This is a genomic window from Flavobacterium sp. GNP011 (genome assembly GCF_056428925.1).
This window is the reverse complement of the sequence record NZ_JBWJVJ010000003.1, coordinates 77,367-96,616: the sequence shown is the minus strand read 5'-3', so window position 1 is coordinate 96,616 and position 19,250 is coordinate 77,367. Positions and strand designations below refer to the sequence as shown.

17 protein-coding genes are annotated in these 19,250 nt (G+C 36.1%); 12 read left to right on the top strand and 5 right to left on the bottom strand.

All coding sequences use genetic code 11. The features are described 5' to 3' along the window. Positions 1-7: 7 nt before the first annotated feature. The 3 genes from AC061E_RS04335 to AC061E_RS04325 are packed head-to-tail and all read left to right on the top strand — an operon-like array spanning position 8 to position 2,172. Positions 8-811, top strand: coding sequence for an SDR family oxidoreductase (locus AC061E_RS04335; protein WP_478285172.1), 804 nt, complete (start codon positions 8-10; stop codon positions 809-811). A gap of 1 nt (position 812) precedes the next feature. Next, the gene (locus AC061E_RS04330; protein WP_478285171.1) at positions 813-1,742 is read left to right on the top strand and encodes a DMT family transporter; all 930 of its coding nucleotides are present in this window, start codon (positions 813-815) and stop codon (positions 1,740-1,742) included. 28 nt (positions 1,743-1,770) lie between these two features. Next, positions 1,771-2,172, top strand: a complete 402-nt coding sequence (locus AC061E_RS04325; protein ID WP_478285170.1) for a hypothetical protein — start codon at positions 1,771-1,773, stop codon at positions 2,170-2,172. Positions 2,173-2,296: 124 nt separating this feature from the next. Here AC061E_RS04325 and AC061E_RS04320 read toward each other — a convergent pair whose 3' ends face one another. Further along, positions 2,297-4,360: a M13 family metallopeptidase gene (locus AC061E_RS04320; RefSeq protein WP_478285169.1), complete on the bottom strand. Its 2,064-nt coding sequence runs from the start codon at positions 4,358-4,360 to the stop codon at positions 2,297-2,299. A gap of 227 nt (positions 4,361-4,587) precedes the next feature. Here AC061E_RS04320 and AC061E_RS04315 point away from each other — a divergent pair, with 227 nt between their 5' ends. The 4 genes from AC061E_RS04315 (at position 4,588) to AC061E_RS04300 (ending at position 10,067) form a co-directional block, all read left to right on the top strand. Next, the gene (locus AC061E_RS04315; protein WP_478285168.1) at positions 4,588-5,253 is read left to right on the top strand and encodes an SCO family protein; all 666 of its coding nucleotides are present in this window, start codon (positions 4,588-4,590) and stop codon (positions 5,251-5,253) included. Between the two features lie 146 nt (positions 5,254-5,399). Beyond that, positions 5,400-5,639 (top strand): FeoA family protein, encoded by a 240-nt coding sequence (locus AC061E_RS04310; RefSeq protein WP_478285167.1) that lies wholly within the window; start codon positions 5,400-5,402, stop codon positions 5,637-5,639. After that, complete coding sequence (feoB, locus tag AC061E_RS04305) at positions 5,639-7,738, top strand: ferrous iron transport protein B (protein WP_478285268.1); 2,100 nt, start codon at positions 5,639-5,641, stop codon at positions 7,736-7,738. Before AC061E_RS04310 ends, feoB begins: the two co-directional genes overlap by 1 nt. Before the next feature lie 100 nt (positions 7,739-7,838). After that, positions 7,839-10,067, top strand: coding sequence for a TonB-dependent receptor family protein (locus AC061E_RS04300; RefSeq protein ID WP_478285166.1), 2,229 nt, complete (start codon positions 7,839-7,841; stop codon positions 10,065-10,067). 223 nt (positions 10,068-10,290) lie between these two features. Here AC061E_RS04300 and AC061E_RS04295 read toward each other — a convergent pair whose 3' ends face one another. The 4 genes from AC061E_RS04295 to AC061E_RS04280 all read right to left on the bottom strand — a co-directional run bounded on the left by AC061E_RS04295 (position 10,291) and on the right by AC061E_RS04280 (position 12,744). After that, on the bottom strand, positions 10,291-10,707 hold the full coding sequence (locus AC061E_RS04295; protein WP_478285165.1) for a hypothetical protein: 417 nt from the start codon (positions 10,705-10,707) through the stop codon (positions 10,291-10,293). Between the two features lie 45 nt (positions 10,708-10,752). Then, on the bottom strand, positions 10,753-11,571 hold the full coding sequence (locus AC061E_RS04290) for a ZIP family metal transporter (RefSeq protein WP_478285164.1): 819 nt from the start codon (positions 11,569-11,571) through the stop codon (positions 10,753-10,755). 2 nt (positions 11,572-11,573) lie between these two features. Next, positions 11,574-12,221, bottom strand: a complete 648-nt coding sequence (locus AC061E_RS04285) for a metal-dependent transcriptional regulator (protein WP_478285163.1) — start codon at positions 12,219-12,221, stop codon at positions 11,574-11,576. 124 nt (positions 12,222-12,345) lie between these two features. Next, on the bottom strand, positions 12,346-12,744 hold the full coding sequence (locus tag AC061E_RS04280) for a Fur family transcriptional regulator (protein ID WP_478285162.1): 399 nt from the start codon (positions 12,742-12,744) through the stop codon (positions 12,346-12,348). An 87-nt stretch (positions 12,745-12,831) separates the two neighbouring features. Here AC061E_RS04280 and AC061E_RS04275 point away from each other — a divergent pair, with 87 nt between their 5' ends. Genes AC061E_RS04275 through AC061E_RS04255 form a run of 5 tightly spaced genes read left to right on the top strand, consistent with a single transcriptional unit; the run spans position 12,832 to position 19,185 of the window. Further along, positions 12,832-13,218: a MerC domain-containing protein gene (locus tag AC061E_RS04275; protein WP_478285161.1), complete on the top strand. Its 387-nt coding sequence runs from the start codon at positions 12,832-12,834 to the stop codon at positions 13,216-13,218. Beyond that, the gene (locus tag AC061E_RS04270; protein ID WP_478285160.1) at positions 13,211-13,906 is read left to right on the top strand and encodes an ABC transporter ATP-binding protein; all 696 of its coding nucleotides are present in this window, start codon (positions 13,211-13,213) and stop codon (positions 13,904-13,906) included. Before AC061E_RS04275 ends, AC061E_RS04270 begins: the two co-directional genes overlap by 8 nt. 13 nt (positions 13,907-13,919) lie before the next feature. Then, on the top strand, positions 13,920-16,373 hold the full coding sequence (locus AC061E_RS04265) for a TonB-dependent siderophore receptor (RefSeq protein WP_478285159.1): 2,454 nt from the start codon (positions 13,920-13,922) through the stop codon (positions 16,371-16,373). 9 nt (positions 16,374-16,382) lie between these two features. Beyond that, positions 16,383-17,831 (top strand): ABC transporter permease, encoded by a 1,449-nt coding sequence (locus tag AC061E_RS04260; RefSeq protein WP_478285158.1) that lies wholly within the window; start codon positions 16,383-16,385, stop codon positions 17,829-17,831. Position 17,832: 1 nt separating this feature from the next. After that, entirely contained in the window at positions 17,833-19,185 is a 1,353-nt protein-coding gene (locus AC061E_RS04255; protein WP_478285157.1) for a DUF3526 domain-containing protein, read from the top strand. Positions 19,186-19,250: the final 65 nt, after the last annotated feature.

Sequence of the window (19,250 nt, the reverse complement as noted above, 5' to 3'; positions counted from 1 at the left end):
CAAAATCATGGCAAAAATTAGCATTTTAGGTTGCGGCTGGCTCGGTTTACCTTTGGCGAAAGCCTTATCGAAAAAAAACTATGAGATAAATGGATCAACAACATCCGCAGAGAAATTACAAATTCTGGCAGATGCTGGAATAAATCCTTTTTTAATATCGCTCCATGTGCATTCTATATCTGGTGACATTGCTGGTTTACTGCAAGATTGTTCTACTTTAATACTAGATATTCCTCCTAAGCTTAGAGGAGCTGGAACCGAAAATTTTGTTTCTAAAATTAGAAATCTAATTCCTTATATTGAAAAAGCTGCTATAAAAAACGTTCTTTTTATTAGTTCTACCTCGGTTTACGGGGACCAAAACACACTGGTCACTGAAGAAACTATTGCACATCCAGACACAGAAAGCGGCAAGCAATTGCTGGCAACCGAACAACTTTTACAAAGTTCTATTGATTTTAAAACTACCATAATTCGTTTTGGAGGCCTCATTGGTGCTGATCGTCATCCCATAAAATTCCTAGCGGGCAGAGAAAATTTAGAAAACCCAGATGCTCCCATAAACTTAATTCATCAAGAGGATTGCATAGGGATTATCAACGCTATTTTGTCACAACAGGTTTGGGATGAAACCTTTAATGCAGTTACACCATATCATCCTAGCAGAAAGGACTATTACACTCAAAAAGCTGTAGACTATGATTTGGCTTTGCCAAAATTTGATCAACAAGGTCTAATTTCTGGAAAAACTATTTCAAGTTCTAAAACCGAATCGGTTTTAAAGTATACTTTTGCACAACCAAATTTATAATGTGAAAACTAAAATTAAGAACGCTTTTTCGTCAAGAGTAAACGCTATTGGATTGCCCATTTTGGCCTTATGTTGGATCAGTTTTTTTTGGGGGACTACCTGGATAGCCTCAAAAGAAGGCGTAAAACACATGCCCGCCCTGCAACTAGTAGCCATAAGGCAGTTTTTGGGAGGATTCCTTTATATTTCTTATTTCTTGTTCAAAAAAACGCCATGGCCCAAGGGAAAACAATGGAAAACCATCATCATCCTGAGCTTTTTAAACTTTGTTTTGAGCAATGCATTAAGCACATGGGGCGTGAAGTACATCAGCAGTGGTCTTGGTGCCATTATTGGGGCGTGTGTCCCATTATGGATTGTCATTATCTCTTTCTTTCAAGGAGAGCGCTTGTCTAAGTTTTCTATTCTAGGTTTAATAATTAGTTTTAGTGGCGTATGCGTCATTTTTTATGATCACTTAGAAGATTTTTTAATTCCCGATTTTAAATTTGGTATCATAATCTCCATCATTTCCACTTTAACATGGGCTTTTGGAACCTTGTATACGAAACAGAAAGCAGCTAGTTTCAATCCGTACTTTAGTTTAGGAATCCAAATGTTATTGTCTAGTATTTTAGTTTTTGCTTATACGGGTGCAGCAGGAATATCGGTCCCATTGCATGAGATACCAGCAATTTCATGGTGGTCTATTGCGTATTTGGTTATTTTTGGATCGGTACTTACTTTTATTGCCTTTATTTATGCGCTGCAACATTTACCGGCATCTATCAGTAGTGTTTACTCGTACATTAACCCAATTATTGCCGTATTGCTTGGCGCTATAATCTTTGGGGAAACCCTAAATGCCGCCATTGCCATAGGTGGTAGCGTAACTTTATTTGGGTTGTATTTAGTAAATTACGCCTTGCGAAAAGCACGCGCAAAAGAATAAAACCACCAATAATTTACAACACTTATTCTTGATTTTAGGAGCAGGCATGCATCTTATCCAGTCGTTTTGTCCTGCTGTACGCTACAATCTCCTGTGCCATCCCGAAGTTTCGGGACTGGCACAAGAGGATTTTCGCTGCCATCAGGGCTATAAAGATCTTATCGGTTTTCATTACTTAACTAAATCCAAGCACCTTACAATCACACGATACAATATCCGACGAAGGCCATGCTTAGGTACGAAAGCTAAGACACCTAACAGGTTTCTAAAACCTGTTAGGTCTGTACAAATCCCAGTTGCTGATTTTGTAATGAAAATAAAACGAACTATCGTAGCCCCGATGGAAGCGGCATCTCCCGATTTAGAAAAACAAGGCTTTTTTGCCGTAGTTTTTATTTATCGGGAATATAGCGTACAGCGGGACGAGTAGGGTACGGAGCAAAAAAGTGCTGCTCCTAAAAAACAACACCTTTCCATTCCTTAAAATTTGATTTTTAGGCATAAAAAAACCCATTCGCTTTCACGAATGGGTTTTGCATTTATTAGATACTGAATTACCAGATTCTTACACGCTTTTCAGGTGCAATGAACATACCATCATTTTCTTTGATATCAAAAGCTTGATAAAAAGTATCGATGTTTTGCAAAGGCACATACGCACGGTACATTCCTGGAGAGTGCGGATCTGTTTTTACTTGGTTTTTCAAAGCCTCATCACGCATTTTAGAACGCCAGATCGTTGACCAAGAAATGAAGAAACGCTGCTCCGGTGTATAACCATCAATCAAGCCTGGATTTCCGTTTTCTTTCAAGTACAATTGTAAACCGTCATAAGCCGCATTTACACCACCTAAATCACCAATATTTTCTCCCAATGTAAATTTACCATCTACAAAAGTCCCTGGAATTGGCTCCAATGCGCTGTACTGTGCAGCCAAAGCTCCTGTTAAAGCCGAGAATTGTTTTAAATCGTCAGCAGTCCACCAATCAACTAAGTTTCCGTCAGCGTTGTAACGCGATCCTGAATCGTCAAAACCATGTGAAATTTCGTGACCAATAACGCCACCTATTCCGCCATAATTCACAGCTTCATCAGCTTGATAATTGTAAAACGGTGGTTGTAGGATAGCTGCTGGGAAAACAATTTCATTGTTTGATGGGTTGTAATACGCATTTACAGTTTGTGGTGACATGCCCCAACGCTCTTTATCAACTGGTTTGTTTAACTCAGCAATGTTTTCTTGAAAACGCCATTTGGCCATGCTCAAAGCATTTGTAAAATAGCTACCGCCTTCTTGCGGACTTTTAATGGTCAAAGCAGAATAGTCTTTCCACTTGTCAGGGTACCCAATTTTTATTCTGGATTTATTCAATTTAGCTAAGGCGCTAACCTTAGTTTCAGCAGACATCCAAGACAAATTATTGATTCTGTTTTCGAAAGCACGGAAGATATTTTTGATCATTTTTTCTGCTTTGGCTTTTGCCTCAGCTGGAAATTTTTTCTCTACATATAATTTTCCTAAAGCTTCACCAACCGTTCCATTGATTGTTTGAAGTGCTCTTTCATCACGTGGTCTTTGGCTTACCGCACCCGTTAAGGTTTTCCCGTAAAACTCAAAGTTGGCGTTTTCAATATCGGTAGACAATTGGCTTGAAGCTCTGTTCAATAAACTCCAACGCATGTAAGCTTTCCACTCGTCAACTTTGTTTTCTTTCAACATCGTTTCAAGCGCCACCATGTATTTTGGTTGTGATACAATTACAGTATCAACTTTGGTTAAACCAATTTTAGTAAAATACGTATTCCAGTTTATTGATGGTGTTAATTTACTCAACTCCGCCAAAGTCATTGGGTTGTATGACTTACGACGGTCTCTGCGCTCTACTCTGTCTAACCTTGGTCTAGACATGGCGATTTCAAGCGCTAAAATTTTCTCAGCATTTGCTTGAGCTACCGCTGGCTTATCGCCAAGAAACTGTAACATTTTAGCAACGTGAAGCACGTATTTTGCACGTTTTTCTTTAGAGTCGGCATCTTCAGATACGTAATAATCTCTGTCTGGCAAACCTACTCCGCCTGGACCTACATTAATTACATTTCGGCTACTGTTTTTAGCATCGGTACCTACGCCGGCTCCCATAAACCCAATACCACCGATTGGTTCCATTTCGATTAATAATGCCTCAAGATCTTTCACGTTCTTAACCGCATCAATTTTTTTAAGGAAAGGTTTTAATGGCGCAATACCCATTTTGTTACGACCAACTGTGTCTAAAATAGACTTGTACAAATTAATCGCTTTACCTTGATCTGTATTTGATTTGTAAGTTGGGTTTGTGGCTGCTTCTTTTAAAATAGCTAAAGCATCCGCATCTGTTCTTTGACGCAATTCATCAAAACTTCCCCAACGGGTTCTATCCGCTGGAATGGCAGTGTTGTCTAACCAAGTTCCGTTTACGTAACGAAAGAAATCGTTACTTGGCTTCACTTTTTTGTCCATGTAATTCACATTAATCCCTGGCTCCTTAGCCGCAGGATTACTTTGGGCTTGACCCACTGCAAAAGCCATCATTGCAGGAATCACAAAAAGCAGTTGCTTATTGTTGTTTTTTTTCATTTTAGTTAGTTTTTTAGTTAAGTAAACAAAGCTATTAATAATTTTATTGACAATTTAAGTTTTCCCAGATTATCACAAAACATTTCTGTTTGACACAAAAAAAGGAAAAAGGTTTAAACCCTTAATCTTTTTTTTAAGCTAAAAACACGATTCCACTAAAAATAAAAGTCTGTTAATTACAATACAAAACCATTTGCGTTTGCGTATTTTTGCACCAAAATAGTACTATGTTAGAAATCTTAAAAAAATACCGTTTGTTTCTAGGAATTTTCGGTGTGCTTTCGGTCATTATTTTATCCCTTTTCTACTCGGCATTAAAGCCTGCAAAGTCACTTCCCATTTACAATCCAGCTGATGTGAATCCAGAGTTGGTAGATAGTACCGTACAATACAAAAGTAAATACCACACCATAGCTGATTTTTCATTTGTAAACCAAAATGGAAAAACCATTACTCAAAAAGATTATGAAGGAAAAGTCTATGTAGCTGATTTCTTTTTTACAACTTGTGGCTCTATTTGTCCTAAAATGTCAGTGAATCTAGAGGAAATTCAAAAAGCTTTCGCCAACAATCCTAAAGTTAAATTACTCTCACATACCGTTTTCCCAGAGACGGATAGCGTTCCTGTACTTAAGGCTTACGCCAAAAAACATAATGTAATCGATGCCAAGTGGAATTTAGTTACGGGTGATAAAAAAGAAATTTATGCTATGGCACGAAAATCCTATTTAGCTGTAAAAATGGGTAAGCCAAGCGAGCTGTATGATATGGTACACACTGAAAATTTTGTTTTGGTTGACACCAAAAAAAGAGTTCGAGGCTTTTATGACGGCACTAATAAAGAGGATATGAAGCGCTTGATAGAAGATATTCATTTTTTAATCCAAGAATAATTTTAATCAATCTTACATTTATACACACAATACATTTAATACAACTGTTTTAGACAATCTCTTGAGGGTTTATAATTGTTGCTTCAATAAGTTGTGTTTGTTGTAAAATGTGTATTTTTGCAATCTTAATTCAATCTAAATAAGTTTTGCTTACAACAATTCATTCATTAAAGAAAGGCGACAAGGCCATCATAAAAGATTTTGACATCGATGCAGTTCCTTTAAAATTATTGGAAATGGGTTGCTTGCCAGGAAATACGGTCGAATTATTACAAATTGCTCCTTTTGGGGACCCTTTGTTCTTAGATATCAATGGTTCACATGTAGCCATAAGGATTGAAACAGCCAGAGAAATAGAAGTTGACATTATAAAAACCAACTTATGATAAGCAAACAAAACATTAATGTTGCATTGATAGGCAATCCTAATGTTGGGAAAACCTCGGTATTCAATCAGCTCACAGGATTAAACCAGCAGGTAGGAAACTATCCTGGAATTACAGTTGAGAAAAAAATAGGATTTTGTAAATTACCCAATAATATTAAAGCTAATATCCTAGATCTTCCGGGAACATATAGTTTAAACGCCAGTTCTATTGATGAAAATGTTGTTATAGAATTACTACTCAATAAAAATGATAAGTTATATCCTGATGTAGCACTTGTGGTTACAGATGTGGAAAATTTAAAACGAAACTTACTGCTTTTTACCCAAATAAAAGACTTAGAAATTCCAACTATTTTAGTCATTAACATGGCTGACAGAATGAAATTTAAAGGAATTTCACTTGATATTCCATACTTAGAGCAACATTTAAAGACTAAAATTGCTCTAGTTAGTTCTAGAAAAGGTTATGGCATCGAGGAACTGAAGCAACTAATTGTGAGCTTCAAAACCATTTCGAGCGAACCGTGTTTAAACGCTTCGGTAATTGACCCAGATTATTTTAACAGCTTACGAAAAGCCTTCCCGAACCAATTGCTATATAAATTATGGCTGGTTATTACACAGGATGTCAACTTCTTGAACTTAGAACGAAATGAAATTAGAAGTTCGTTTACTAAATCACATTCCGATTTAAAACGTTTGCAACAAAAAGAAACCATCAAACGCTATCAATTTATAAACGATGTGTTGAAACTAGGGTTAAAAATTGACACTAGTATTGCCAGAGATTACCGCAGCAAACTGGACCGCATACTTACTCACAAAATATGGGGTTACGTAATTTTCTTTTTAATCTTGTTTGTCATTTTTCAATCTATATTTGAATGGTCAAAAATTCCAATGGATTTCATTGATGCTTCTTTTGCATCTTTGAGTTCGCTCGCCGCAGAGCAGTTGCCAGCTGGAGTTTTAACGGACTTAATTTCGCAAGGAATTATTCCCGGGATTGGCGGTATTCTTATTTTTATTCCACAAATCGCATTCTTATTTATGTTTATTTCCATCCTTGAAGAAAGTGGATACATGAGCCGTGTGGTCTTTTTGATGGATAAAATAATGCGAAAATTTGGATTATCAGGTAAAAGTATAGTACCTCTTATTTCGGGTACAGCCTGTGCTATTCCTGCAATTATGGCTACTAGAAATATAGAAAACTGGAAAGAACGATTGATCACTATATTGGTTACACCGTTTACCACTTGTTCGGCTAGACTACCCGTTTACGCCATTATTATTGCACTTGTTATTCCTGACGAACGCTTGTTTGGTTTCTTGAACATGCAAGGAATGACCTTGATGTTGCTGTATTTGTTAGGATTTGGAATGGCTATTTTCTCGGCTTACATCTTGAATAAAATTCTGAAAATACAAAGTAAAACGTATTTTGTAGTAGAAATGCCAAATTACAAACTACCCTTGTTTAAAAATGTGGGCATCAATGTTATCGAGAAAACCAAAGCTTTTATAGTTGGAGCTGGAAAAATCATATTAGCAATCTCGATCGTTTTGTGGTTCTTAGCATCTTACGGACCCGGAGAAAAATTCAGTAATGCGGAACAAATTATTACTCAGAATACGATAAATAATCCATTACCGGAAGCTGAATTTGAAAATGCTGTAGCATCACAAAAACTAGAAAACTCTTATATTGGAATCATGGGAAAAGCTATTGAACCTGCCATTTCACCATTAGGATACGACTGGAAAATAGGTATTGCCATTATCAGTTCGTTTGCAGCAAGAGAAGTTTTTGTGGGAACATTAGCCACCATTTACAGCGTAGGCGGTAGCGAAAACGAAGTCACCATAAAGAACAAAATGGCTGCCGAAATGAATCCCGTGACTGGAGAAAAGATCTTTAACTTTGCCTCAGGAATATCATTACTATTGTTTTACGCCTTTGCTATGCAATGCGCCAGCACGCTTGCAGTAACTAAAAAAGAAACCAATTCCTGGAAATGGCCTGCGGGACAATTAATTTTCATGTCGGGTTTTGCTTATTTAGTTGCACTAGTAGCCTATCAGATCCTAAAATAAAATATTCAACAAACGTTAAACTTCTATTTTTTATTATTCTTAATTTGTCTAAATAAGATTTGCATTTTACCTTTGCACCGTAGAATTAATCTAAATAAAAATGAGAAACAGTTTAGTAACAGCTGCAATACTTACCTCGGTATTTACTTTTGCTCAAGAAAAAGAACATACACAAGCGCAAAAGGACAGTATTATAAGAGCTAACTCCTTGATAGTTGATTTGCAAGAAGTAAAAGTTACCCCATTTAAACAAAGCCCAGAAAGACAACCAGAAGTAAAAGGAACCGTTCTTTTTTCAGGAAAAAAGAACGAAGTTTTAAAATTATCTGCATTTACATCTAACTTGACTACCAATAATGCGCGCGAGGTTTTCTCACGTGTTCCAGGTGTTACGGTTTGGGAAAACGAAGGATCTGGAATACAAATTAACATTGGAGTTCGTGGTTTAAGTCCTAATCGCAGCTGGGAATTAAACACTAGACAAAATGGTTACGATATCTCATCAGATGTTTTTGGATACCCAGAAGCGTATTACAACCCACCTTTGGAAGCAGTAGAAAACATTGAACTAGTTCGTGGTGGCGCTTCCTTGCAATTTGGCCCTCAGTTTGGCGGAATGGTGAACTACGTTTTAAAACGCGAGCAAAACAAAAAATTCAGCTTTGAAACTCAAAACACAGCCGGAAGCTATAACTTAATGAGCAGTTACAACGCTATTGGGGGTAAAATAAACAAGTTTTCTTATTATGCCTACAACCACTCTCGTAGTGCCGATGGTTGGAGAGAAAACAGCCAATACAAAGTACGTAACTCACACGTATTTTTAGAATATGCCTTTACAGAAAAAACTAAACTAGCAGCAGAATACACTAATATGGATTACCAAATGCAACAAGCAGGCGGTTTGACAGATGCGCAATTTGCTGAAAACTCAAGACAATCTTTTAGAGAAAGAAACTGGTTTGGAACTCCTTGGAATTTGTTTGCTTTGACACTAGACACGCAATTATCTCCTTCTATAAAATCGAATACTAAACTTTTTGGTTTAATTGGAGAAAGAAATAGTGTTGGAAATACCGCAACACCAAACATTACTGACACTAACGGCAATAGAAGAGTTGACCGCGATTTTTACAAAAATTTCGGAATCGAAAACAGAAACACCTATACGTACAACTTAGGAAAAAATAAAAACACTTTGGCATTTGGAGTTCGCGCTTACCAAGCACAAACGCAAAGACAACAAGAAGGAGCAGGTACTGCAGGGTCTAATTTCGACTTAAATACTTCAGCAAAATATCCGAGAGACTTGCAATTTAAAACTCAAAACATTGCTTTTTTTGCCGAAAATCAATTTAAAGTGACCGATAAATGGAGTGTTATTCCAGGTGTTCGTTACGAACACATCACTGCTGAGGGAGAAGGTCGTTTTGGAATCAGTTCTGGAAATGATGTTCCGTTTGAAAGCAAACAAATGGTTAGAAACAAACCTTTGTTTGGATTAGGAATGGAATATAAATTCGGCGCAACGAACTTATATGGAAATATCACACAAGCTTTTAGACCTGTTTTATTCTCAGATATTACACCACCTGCTGTAACTGATGTGATTGACCCAAACTTAAAAGACGCCTCAGGATATAATGCTGATTTAGGATACCGTGGTGTTGTGAAAGGATTTTTGAACTTCGATTTTAGTGTGTTTTACTTGAGCTACAACAACCGTATTGGCGGCATACGACAATTTATAAATAATGATAGCCCAACTCAAGGTACGTTCTTATTCAGAACCAACTTAGGTGAAACGGTAAACAAAGGAATTGAAGGCTTTGTAAACGTAAACATCACTAAATATTTTGGTGTCGAAAAAACTTTCGGAAACGTAGATCTTTTTGTAACTACTAGTTTTATTGATTCTCGTTATACTGATTTTCAAGTACCTTCTGGACCTGGATCGGCTATTGCAACGACTAACTTAAAAGGTAATCGTGTTGAAAACGCGCCACGTTACATTCACAATGTAGGTTTGAGCTATAGTACTGACCACTTTTCGACTACCTTACAATACAAGACTTCAGGTAAAGTATTTACAGATGCTAACAACACAGTAGCGCCTTCAGCAAATGGTGTAATAGGATTACTAAATGGTTATGAAGTAATGGATTTATCAGCTGAATACAAGTTTTTAAAACGCTACAATGTTCGTTCTGGAATTAATAACGTATTGAACAAAGATTATGCTACTCGAAGAGCAGGTGGATATCCTGGACCAGGTATTTTACCAGGTGAAGGAAGAACATTCTTTGTATCTTTAGGAGCTCGTTTTTAATAACAAACAACAAATAATACACACTCTTTAATTAGAAAGTGATTACAAACAAGAAAGCAACCTCAACAGGTTGCTTTTTCTTATCTTTACAATATGGATATTCAAGAAATAGTAGCATTTACTACTTTAATTATTGCAGTCGCTTTTTTAATCAAAAAATTCTTTTTCAAAAAGAAAGCAAAGGATAAAAATTGTGGAAGTTCTGACTGTGGCTGCAATTAGACTATTTTATGTAGCCTATTTGTATGGCGTAATCCGCAGGTTTTATTGACGAACCTTCAACGGGATATGGAGTGACTCGCAAGCTTTCAATTTTTTGCTTTTCAAATGGTAAATACTTTGCGAACCATTTTTTATTAGCTTCTTTATTTTTTTCGGTAAAAACCAAAGTTGTTTCTTCAACTTGTTTTTGTCCATCAAAGACTTGCAGAACAGCACTTACCTCTCCTGCCCAAATACAAGTGGTTCCTTTAGGGCAACGCGAGTCATTTTCAATCGTTTTTAAAACAAATTGAAAGCCTTTTTTACTGCGACATACTTTTTGCTTAACAGTAATTACTTTTACTTTAGCAGGCTTTGGGCTTTGCGCCAAAACTAGACCGCTGAACATCATAAAAAGGAATAGAATTGACTTTTTCATTTGCAATTATAAATTTAAAAAGATTATTTTTAAAATAATTATTTCTTAACCTAGTGCCACATCCAGCACCATCATCACAATAAATCCGCCTATGAAACCTAAAGTGGCAATATCAGTATTTTTATCTTGTTGCGTTTCTGGAATTACCTCTTCAACAACCACAAAAATCATAGCGCCTGCGGCAAAAGCCAAAGCGTAAGGTAAAATTGGAGTGAAAAAAGTAACTGCAAAAGCACCTAAAACAGCAGCAATAGGCTCTACAAGTGCAGAGGATTGACCATACATAAAACTTTTCCAGCGGCTCATTCCCATACGTCGCAAGGGCATAGCAACGGCAATTCCCTCTGGAAAATTTTGAATTCCAATCCCAATCGCTAACGTAACAGCACCCGCTATAGACGCCTCAGGAATTCCGGCAGCAACTCCGCCAAATAAAACTCCAACCGCCAAACCTTCGGGAATATTATGCAACGTAATCGCCGAAACCAACAATGTGGTACGTTGCCAAGGGGACTTCACCCCTTCGGAAACTTTAAAATTAATATGCAAATGAGGCAATACTTTGTCTATTCCAAAAATGAAAAGTGCACCAAGCGAAAAACCAAAAGCAGCAGGAATCACCTTTGCAAAACCTTCTCCACCTGTCATTTCTATTGCTGGAGCTAACAAACTCCAAAAACTGGCCGCAACCATTACACCACCTGTAAAACCTAACATGCCATCAAGCACCGTTCGGTTCATGGTTTTGAATAAAAAAACAAACGAAGCACCTAATGCAGTTAAAAACCACGTAAATAAACTGGCATAGAGCGCAGCCAAAATAGGATCAATACTGGTAAAATAATCAACTAACGATTGAAACATAATTATTGAATATAAATGTTACTAGCAATTTTTTGAGATACAGTAATTTCATTCGTGCCCACACGAATACGCAAAGAAGCATCGAAACTTTCTTTTTCTATAATTTCCATTTGAGAACCCAAAGCAATTTCTTGCTTGTCGAGGTATTTTAAAAAATCAGACGAAGTATCTTTTACACCCACACAAATTCCAATTCTACCTTTTTCACATTCAGAAAGCAGTTGTTTTTCTATTTTAAGAATACGACCCTGAGCATCTGGAATTGGGTCACCATGGGGATCTTCGGTAGGATTACCTAAAAAATCATCCAGTTTATTGATGAGCTTTTCGGATTTGATGTGTTCTAATTGCTCAGCTAATTCATGTACCTCATCCCAAGCAAAATCGAGTTTTTCGACTAAAAATGTTTCCCACAAACGGTGCTTTCGAACAATCATCTTAGCTGCTAACTTTCCTGTATCAGTTAAAGAAACTCCTTGGTATTTGATGTAATTAATGCAGTTCTTTTCGGCTAATTTCTTTAGCATATCCGTGACAGATGATGCTTTGGTGTCCATCTTTTCAGCAATGGCATTCGTACTCACTGCGGAATTTAAATGTGCAGAAAGATGGTAAATAGTTTTTAAATAATTCTCTTCGGATAAAGTCATAACAAACAATTAAGGCATTGCTACAACTTTTTTGCTCAAATGCATAAAAAGCACAAAACCTCGGTATTGACAAACTTACATAAAAAAGTTGATATAAAAGATATTTTTAGACAAGACTAAACTATTAAGAACAAGTAGGACAAAGACCTGATAATGTGAAATTAAAATCGTGTACCAAATAATTATCCGGAAGACTAAATACGGGCTTCACCTCATCAAGGCAAGTCACTGCTAAACATTTAGTACAACTGAAATGTATATGATTGTGCGTATGTGAGTGTTTAACATCATGATCGTGCTCATGCCCATGATGACAACTTGCATATTTTATGGTACCATCATGATTTACAATTTTATGAATCACATCCTCGGATACCAAACGATCCAAAACTCGGTAAATAGTAACCCGATCGCATACGTTTTGACTTAACGCCTGAATTTCAGTATGTGATAAAGCCACTGAAGCATTTTTTATAATCTCTAAAATAGTTGTTTTTGCTGTTGTATTTCGGGTAGTTTTCATAATTCAAAAAAATAATAATGCAACAATGTTGCGTTTATAAATAAAATTATATATTTGCAACACAATTGCATTAAGCAAATATACAAAATGAATAAGACAAACGTATTAAAACCAGATATTTTAGGAATTTCAAGCGCTACATTATGCTTAATTCACTGCCTAATAGTTCCGTTCCTTACATTTTTACCATTGAGTCAAACCCATAATCCTTTTGTAGACTTAGCATTTTCAGGAATAGGTTTACTAGCGGTTCTCAAAGTTATCAAAACGGCAAAGCTACCTGTTCTCATCATACTATGCTTATCGATAAGCTTAATTATAGTGGATGTACTTGCAACCCTAATCCTTGATTTTCATACAAATGTAATGATTCTAGGCGGCGTAGGCATGATAATAGGTCACGCTATTAATTATAAAATGAACAACTTAAATCAACAAAATAACAATTCACATAACGACAAAAACCATGCTTGAAGCTATTAATTTGACAAAAAAATACGGTGATACTATTGCACTAAAAGAATTAAACTTAACCATTCCCAAAGGCGAAATATTTGCCTTATTGGGACAAAATGGTGCGGGAAAAACAACTACAATCAACTTATTTTTAGGATTTGTCACGCCTACTAGCGGAACTTTGACCATTGACGGAATTCCTGTATTAGAAAATGAAACCCAAACCAAGAAACACATTGCCTACATTCCAGAAACCGTCATGCTCTACCCCAATTTAAGCGGTTTAGAAAATTTAAACTACTTCTCAGCATTAGCAGGATTTAAATATACAAAAGAAGAGCTAAAAGGTTTTTTACAAAAAGTAAACTTGCAGGACGAAGCACATTCCAAAAAATTAGCTACGTACTCCAAAGGAATGCGCCAAAAAGTAGGAATAGCGATAGCTATAGCCAAAAAAGCAAAAGCATTACTGCTAGATGAACCAACGAGTGGTTTAGACCCAAAAGCATCAAACGAATTTTCAAGAATTATACAAGAACTAGCCGCCGAAGGAACGGCAATACTTATGGCAACACATGATATTTTTAGAGCTAAGGAAGTAGCACATAGAATAGGCATCATGAGGCAAGGCAATTTAGTATCTGTGATAAACAGTAATGCTATTTCGGCAAATGAACTAGAACAATTGTATTTGCAAACCGTATAAAACACACTATAACATGAAAATATTTTACTTTATCCTATTCCTATTTTTATCCCTCACAAGCCTACAAGCTCAGCAAATATTAGGAAAAATTACTGACGCTAGTACTCGTGATGCTGTTGCAGGAGTTACTATTGTCAATCTAGAAACAGGCGAAAAAACTATTTCTTTACTTGACGGAAGTTTTTCTTTAAACAAAGGTGGAACTATTGAAATAGCATCTTCGGGATATAAAACGATACAAGTGAAAACGACTTCTAAATTTTTAGAAATTGTCATTGAACCTATCTTAAATGAGTTGCAAAATGTTGAAATCCTAGGTAGATCCTCAAGAAAATACAATAGTGATTACTCTTTCTCAGCAACAAAAACCGCAACACTTAATAAAGATGTTCCGCAAGCTATAACAACCATTACTAAAGAACTCATGGCAGATAAAGGCGCCATATATCTTGCTGATGCTGTAAAAATGGCTAGTGGTGTGATCCCAAGTAGTTTTTACAATCAATATACCATACGAGGTATTAGCCAAAATGAAGAGGGACAAATTGTCAATGGAATGAGAACAAGACAAAACTACTTTTTACAACCTTTAATTAGCAATGTAGAACGTGTAGAGGTTTTAAAAGGACCTTCAAGCGCTTCATTTTCATCTGTAGATCCAGGTGGAAGTATCAATCTTGTTACCAAAAAACCATTGGCTATAGACCGAAAAGAAGTTAGTTTAAGCGCTGGAAGTTTTAGTACATTTCGCGGAAGCGTAGATTTTACTGGGCCATTAAATGAATCTAAAACTTTATTATACCGTTTTAATGGAGCGTATCAAGAAGCCAAATCATTTAGGGATATGGTAGGCAACACCTCTTTTTTGCTTTCACCCTCTTTTAGTTATGTGCCCAATGATAAAACAGCCATTAATACGGAGTTGATATGGAGTAACATGAGGGGAAATTTAGATAGAGGGCAACCTATTTTTGGGGCTGTTGCTGGGGTTACTAATTTAAATAGCAGTCCTATCAGTTTGAATCTAGCAGCTCCAAATGATTTTTTTAAATCCAAAGAGTTTATGTTTATGACTCAAGTAGCGCATAAATTCACTTCGAAAATCGGTTTTAATACGTCGTACATGAAACAATCATGGACAGAAGATTTACAAGAACACAGAACTACAAACACATTTGCAGTAGACATGAATAATGCAGCTGTGCCTAGTCTTGCCATGATGCAATTTGTGCAACGCCAGCAATACTGGAACATTGATAACTTGAACTCCTATTTTAATTTTTACCTTACCACTGGACCAATACAACACAAATTACTGATAGGAAATGACAATAGCAGTTGGCATAAAACCCAAGGAGGCGGACAAAATGCTGCTCGAGGTTATGTTTTGCGAGATGGAACTGTGGCAGGAAGTTACAATCCAGCAAATGCCGCTAACTATCAAACCACAACTATCAACGGAGTAGTAGTACCCGTGCCTAACGTTTCCTATTTTAACCTTACTAATCTTAGCTACACCATACGAAATGTAGAAGATTATACTTTGAACATTAGAACCGCGTTGCCTGCTGCTTTAACTACCACTACTGCAGTATATGTACAAGATCAAATAGAATGGAATAAATTTAAATTATTGCTAGGCTTGAGAAAAGAATGGTTTCAAGACATTACAAATTATAAATCAACAGGAGAAATCACCGTAAAAAAAGAAGCGCTATTACCACGAATAGGACTTACTTATGCCGTAACCGATGAGCTAAACGTGTACTCCACCTACTTAGAGGGTTATCAACCACAATCAAACACCGTTAGTTTAATGCCTCAAACAGGTTCACTTCCTGCTGGAAGTCTTTTTGAACCCTTATCAAGTACTTTAAAAGAACTGGGATTAAAGACCCGTTTTTTTAACAACAGCATGAACTTTAATGCGGCTGTTTATGAAATAGAACAACGCAATATTTTAATGAATGCTAATGATGCAGCGCAACCAGACTTACTTGTAACAAGAGGAGCTGAACGCAGTCGTGGGTTTGAATGTGATGTGGCAGGATTCATTACTACAAACTGGCAAATAAACGCTTCTTACAGTTTTATCGATGCCATAATAGTCTCAGATAGTAATACCTCATTGATTGGTGCTCGAAAGCAAAACACCCCTAAAAATAGCGCTAATCTCTGGACACGTTACAACTTTGCTGCAAACTCAGCGCTGAAAGACTTGGGATTTGGTTTTGGGATGCAATATCAAAGCAACAGGATTCCTTGGTTTACCAGAGCTTTTACACTTCCTGATTTTACAGTTTTTGATGCGGCCATTTATTACAAACCTAATAAAAGCAACGTGCAAATTGCTCTTAATGCAGGAAATATATTCAACCGAACGTACTGGCTTGGAGCACAAAACTTTTTACGTCTTTTTCCTGGTGCACCAAGAAATGCAAATCTTACCATGACTTATAAATTTTAAAATTCTCTTATGTCCTTTCAAGTACTATTTTTAGTCGCTAACAACTATAAAAAAGCAGTTTTTAGGAATAAAGCCATTGTTATACTTGCTTTTTTTCTAATCACTTTACTAAGTTACGCTACCTTTTTAGGATGGTCAAATTACGTAACCCAAAATGAGACTAGCGAAAAATACCAAAATCAATCCCATGAGGACTGGCTTAAAAACCCGGATAAAAATCCACACAGAATGGCTCACTATGGGAATTTTGCCTTTAGAGAAAGTAGCCCGCTTAGCATGATGGAGTTTGGGATGGAATCCTATTTTGGAAATGCCATCTTTCTAGAGGCTCACAAACAAAATACAGCAAATTTCTCAGAAGCTAGTTTTTCAAATAGTTTGTTGCGTTTTGGGGAAATCAGCATTGCCATGATTTTTCAAATTCTACTCCCTTTGTTGCTATTTTTCATAGGTTATGATGCCATTTCAGCAGAGCGCGAAAACGGAACATTAAAGTTGCACTTGAGCCAAGGCATTAGTTGGACCACACTTTTAGCTGGAAAAATGATAGGGATTGCAGGAGTCGTTTTGTTGTTTTTTATTCCAGCAATGATTGTCATCGTTTTCATTTGGATGTTTTTGCAAAACTTTATTATCACGGCAGATGATGGTCTAAAAATGACCTTTTTTGTATTGTTTCATCTGCTGTACATCTTGTTTTTTTGTGTCATTGTTGTCTTAGTGTCAGCGGTAAGCAAAACTTCAAAAAAAGCATTGGTATCTTTGATTGGTTTGTGGTTATTGTGTACCATCATTTTACCTCGAGGAACACAAGCACTGGGATCGTACTTATACGCTACTCCTTCAAAGATTAATTTTAACAGTGCCATTGAAAAAGATATTTTAAAAGTTGGAGACAGCCACAATCCTGATGACCTTCATTTTAAAGGCATAAAAGACTCTTTGCTTACGGTGTATAAAATAAAATCTGTTGATGAACTCCCTTTCAACTACAAAGGTTACATCATGCTCGAAGGCGAAAAAATAAGCTCTAGGATATACAACCAACACTTAGATACACTATTACAAACTTATGATAAACAAAACCATTTTTCAAGAGCTGTTTCATTTCTTAATCCGTACATCGCAATAAAAAATATTGCCATGGGATTGTCTAATACAGATTATGATTCCTATGTAACTTTCCAAAAACAAGCTGAAGCGTATCGCTATAGCATGGCTCAAAAAATGAATACCTTACAAATCAAGTACATCAGTAATAAAAAACAAAACCCTACTGACAAACCGTATGTAATTGATAAAAAACATTGGGCTGAAGTAACCGAGTTTCACTATTCACCTCCTACTGTTTTTCAAGTTCTAAAAAATGAAATGAGCGCCATAGCTGCCCTACTACTATGGTTAGTAATCTTATACACGCTACTGATGGTAGCCTCTAAAAAACTAAAAGCGATATAATATGAATGCGTTACTATTTAAAAATTTTATGCGTTCCAAGGGGACAAAAGCTGGCTTGGTATTTTTACTGATACTTTGCCTCATCAGTCTTATGGTTGGAAAGCAATACCAAGTTAAACAGCAAAAAAACGCTGTTGACGCAGCTTTATATCAAAAAGAGCATCATGCGCGTAACGTAAAATTTCACCCCGATGAAATGGGATTGTTGTTGTATTACATTAAATTTTCATTGGTTAACACTGCTTTGCCCATCAATAGTTTAGCAATAGGACAGCGCGATGTAAATCCATCGATTCAAACCGTGACTATACGCGGACTTGAAGGTCAACAGTATGACTCCGAATTAAATAATCCCAACACCTTATTGCTAGGAAATATCGATTTAAGTTTTGTCTTAATTTACATATTTCCGCTATTGATTATTGCATTTACTTACAACATCATTTCTGAAGAAAAAGAAAGTGGAACTTGGAAAATTGTATCAATTCAAAGTAAAAATATTTTACTGCATATTATCAAATTATTCTACATAAGGATAAGCACACTATTAGCGCTTTATACAGCAATTGTGTTTATGAGTACTTTTTATTTAAACATCCCTTTCAACAGCACTTTACTTGCTTATTATGGCATCAGTGTTTTGTATATTCTTTTTTGGTTTTCATGCTGTTTTTTGATTGTATCCTTACAAAAAAATTCTAATTACAACGCAGTAGTATTGCTTACCACATGGCTTTTTTTAATAGTAGTGCTACCTGCATGTATCAATACGTATCTCGTTCATAAATATCCTATTCCTGAGGCGCTTGAACTCACCATAAAACAACGCAATGCTTATCATGAGAAATGGTATATGGACAAGCAAACAACTCTAGACAAATTTTACAACCATTATCCTCAATTTAAATCGTATCCTTTGCCTAATACCGAGTTTAGTTGGCTTTGGTATTATGCCATGCAACAAATGAGTGATGACGAATCTAAAAAACAATCAACTGATTTAATGGCTAAGCTCACGCAAAGAAATATAGCCAGTCAAGAGATTGCACAGTTCATCCCTACGCTACATGCACAAATACGACTTAATGAAATTGCACAAGCAGATCTTGCAAACCAAATGAATTTTTGGAAAGCAACCTCCCGATTTCACGAAAAGCTACGCCTTTATTTTTACCCAAAAATCTTTAATAATGATCCCGTAAATAAAGAAGATTGGTCAAAGTTTAAAGTAGAGCACTATCAAGACCGTTCACCAATTTATTTTATAAAAATAGCATTGCCATTGTTACTATTTAGTACAATATTGCTACTAATAGGTTGGTACACTTTTAAACTAAGAAAAACGGCGCTGTAATTCTAGCAATTTAGCATCAACATAAAGTATATCACTTTTTAAATCCTGATCGTTTTGGTTAATAA

Coding starts and splice junctions, on each gene's coding strand:
- AC061E_RS04260 (WP_478285158.1), top strand. CDS start 16,383: ATGTCCTTTCAAGTACTATTTTTAGTCGCTAACAACTATAAAAAAGCA.
- AC061E_RS04290 (WP_478285164.1), bottom strand. CDS start 11,571: ATGTTTCAATCGTTAGTTGATTATTTTACCAGTATTGATCCTATTTTG.
- AC061E_RS04315 (WP_478285168.1), top strand. CDS start 4,588: ATGTTAGAAATCTTAAAAAAATACCGTTTGTTTCTAGGAATTTTCGGT.
- AC061E_RS04270 (WP_478285160.1), top strand. CDS start 13,211: ATGCTTGAAGCTATTAATTTGACAAAAAAATACGGTGATACTATTGCA.
- AC061E_RS04300 (WP_478285166.1), top strand. CDS start 7,839: ATGAGAAACAGTTTAGTAACAGCTGCAATACTTACCTCGGTATTTACT.
- AC061E_RS04255 (WP_478285157.1), top strand. CDS start 17,833: ATGAATGCGTTACTATTTAAAAATTTTATGCGTTCCAAGGGGACAAAA.
- AC061E_RS04280 (WP_478285162.1), bottom strand. CDS start 12,744: ATGAAAACTACCCGAAATACAACAGCAAAAACAACTATTTTAGAGATT.
- AC061E_RS04275 (WP_478285161.1), top strand. CDS start 12,832: ATGAATAAGACAAACGTATTAAAACCAGATATTTTAGGAATTTCAAGC.
- AC061E_RS04285 (WP_478285163.1), bottom strand. CDS start 12,221: ATGACTTTATCCGAAGAGAATTATTTAAAAACTATTTACCATCTTTCT.
- AC061E_RS04320 (WP_478285169.1), bottom strand. CDS start 4,360: ATGAAAAAAAACAACAATAAGCAACTGCTTTTTGTGATTCCTGCAATG.
- AC061E_RS04335 (WP_478285172.1), top strand. CDS start 8: ATGGCAAAAATTAGCATTTTAGGTTGCGGCTGGCTCGGTTTACCTTTG.
- AC061E_RS04295 (WP_478285165.1), bottom strand. CDS start 10,707: ATGAAAAAGTCAATTCTATTCCTTTTTATGATGTTCAGCGGTCTAGTT.
- AC061E_RS04265 (WP_478285159.1), top strand. CDS start 13,920: ATGAAAATATTTTACTTTATCCTATTCCTATTTTTATCCCTCACAAGC.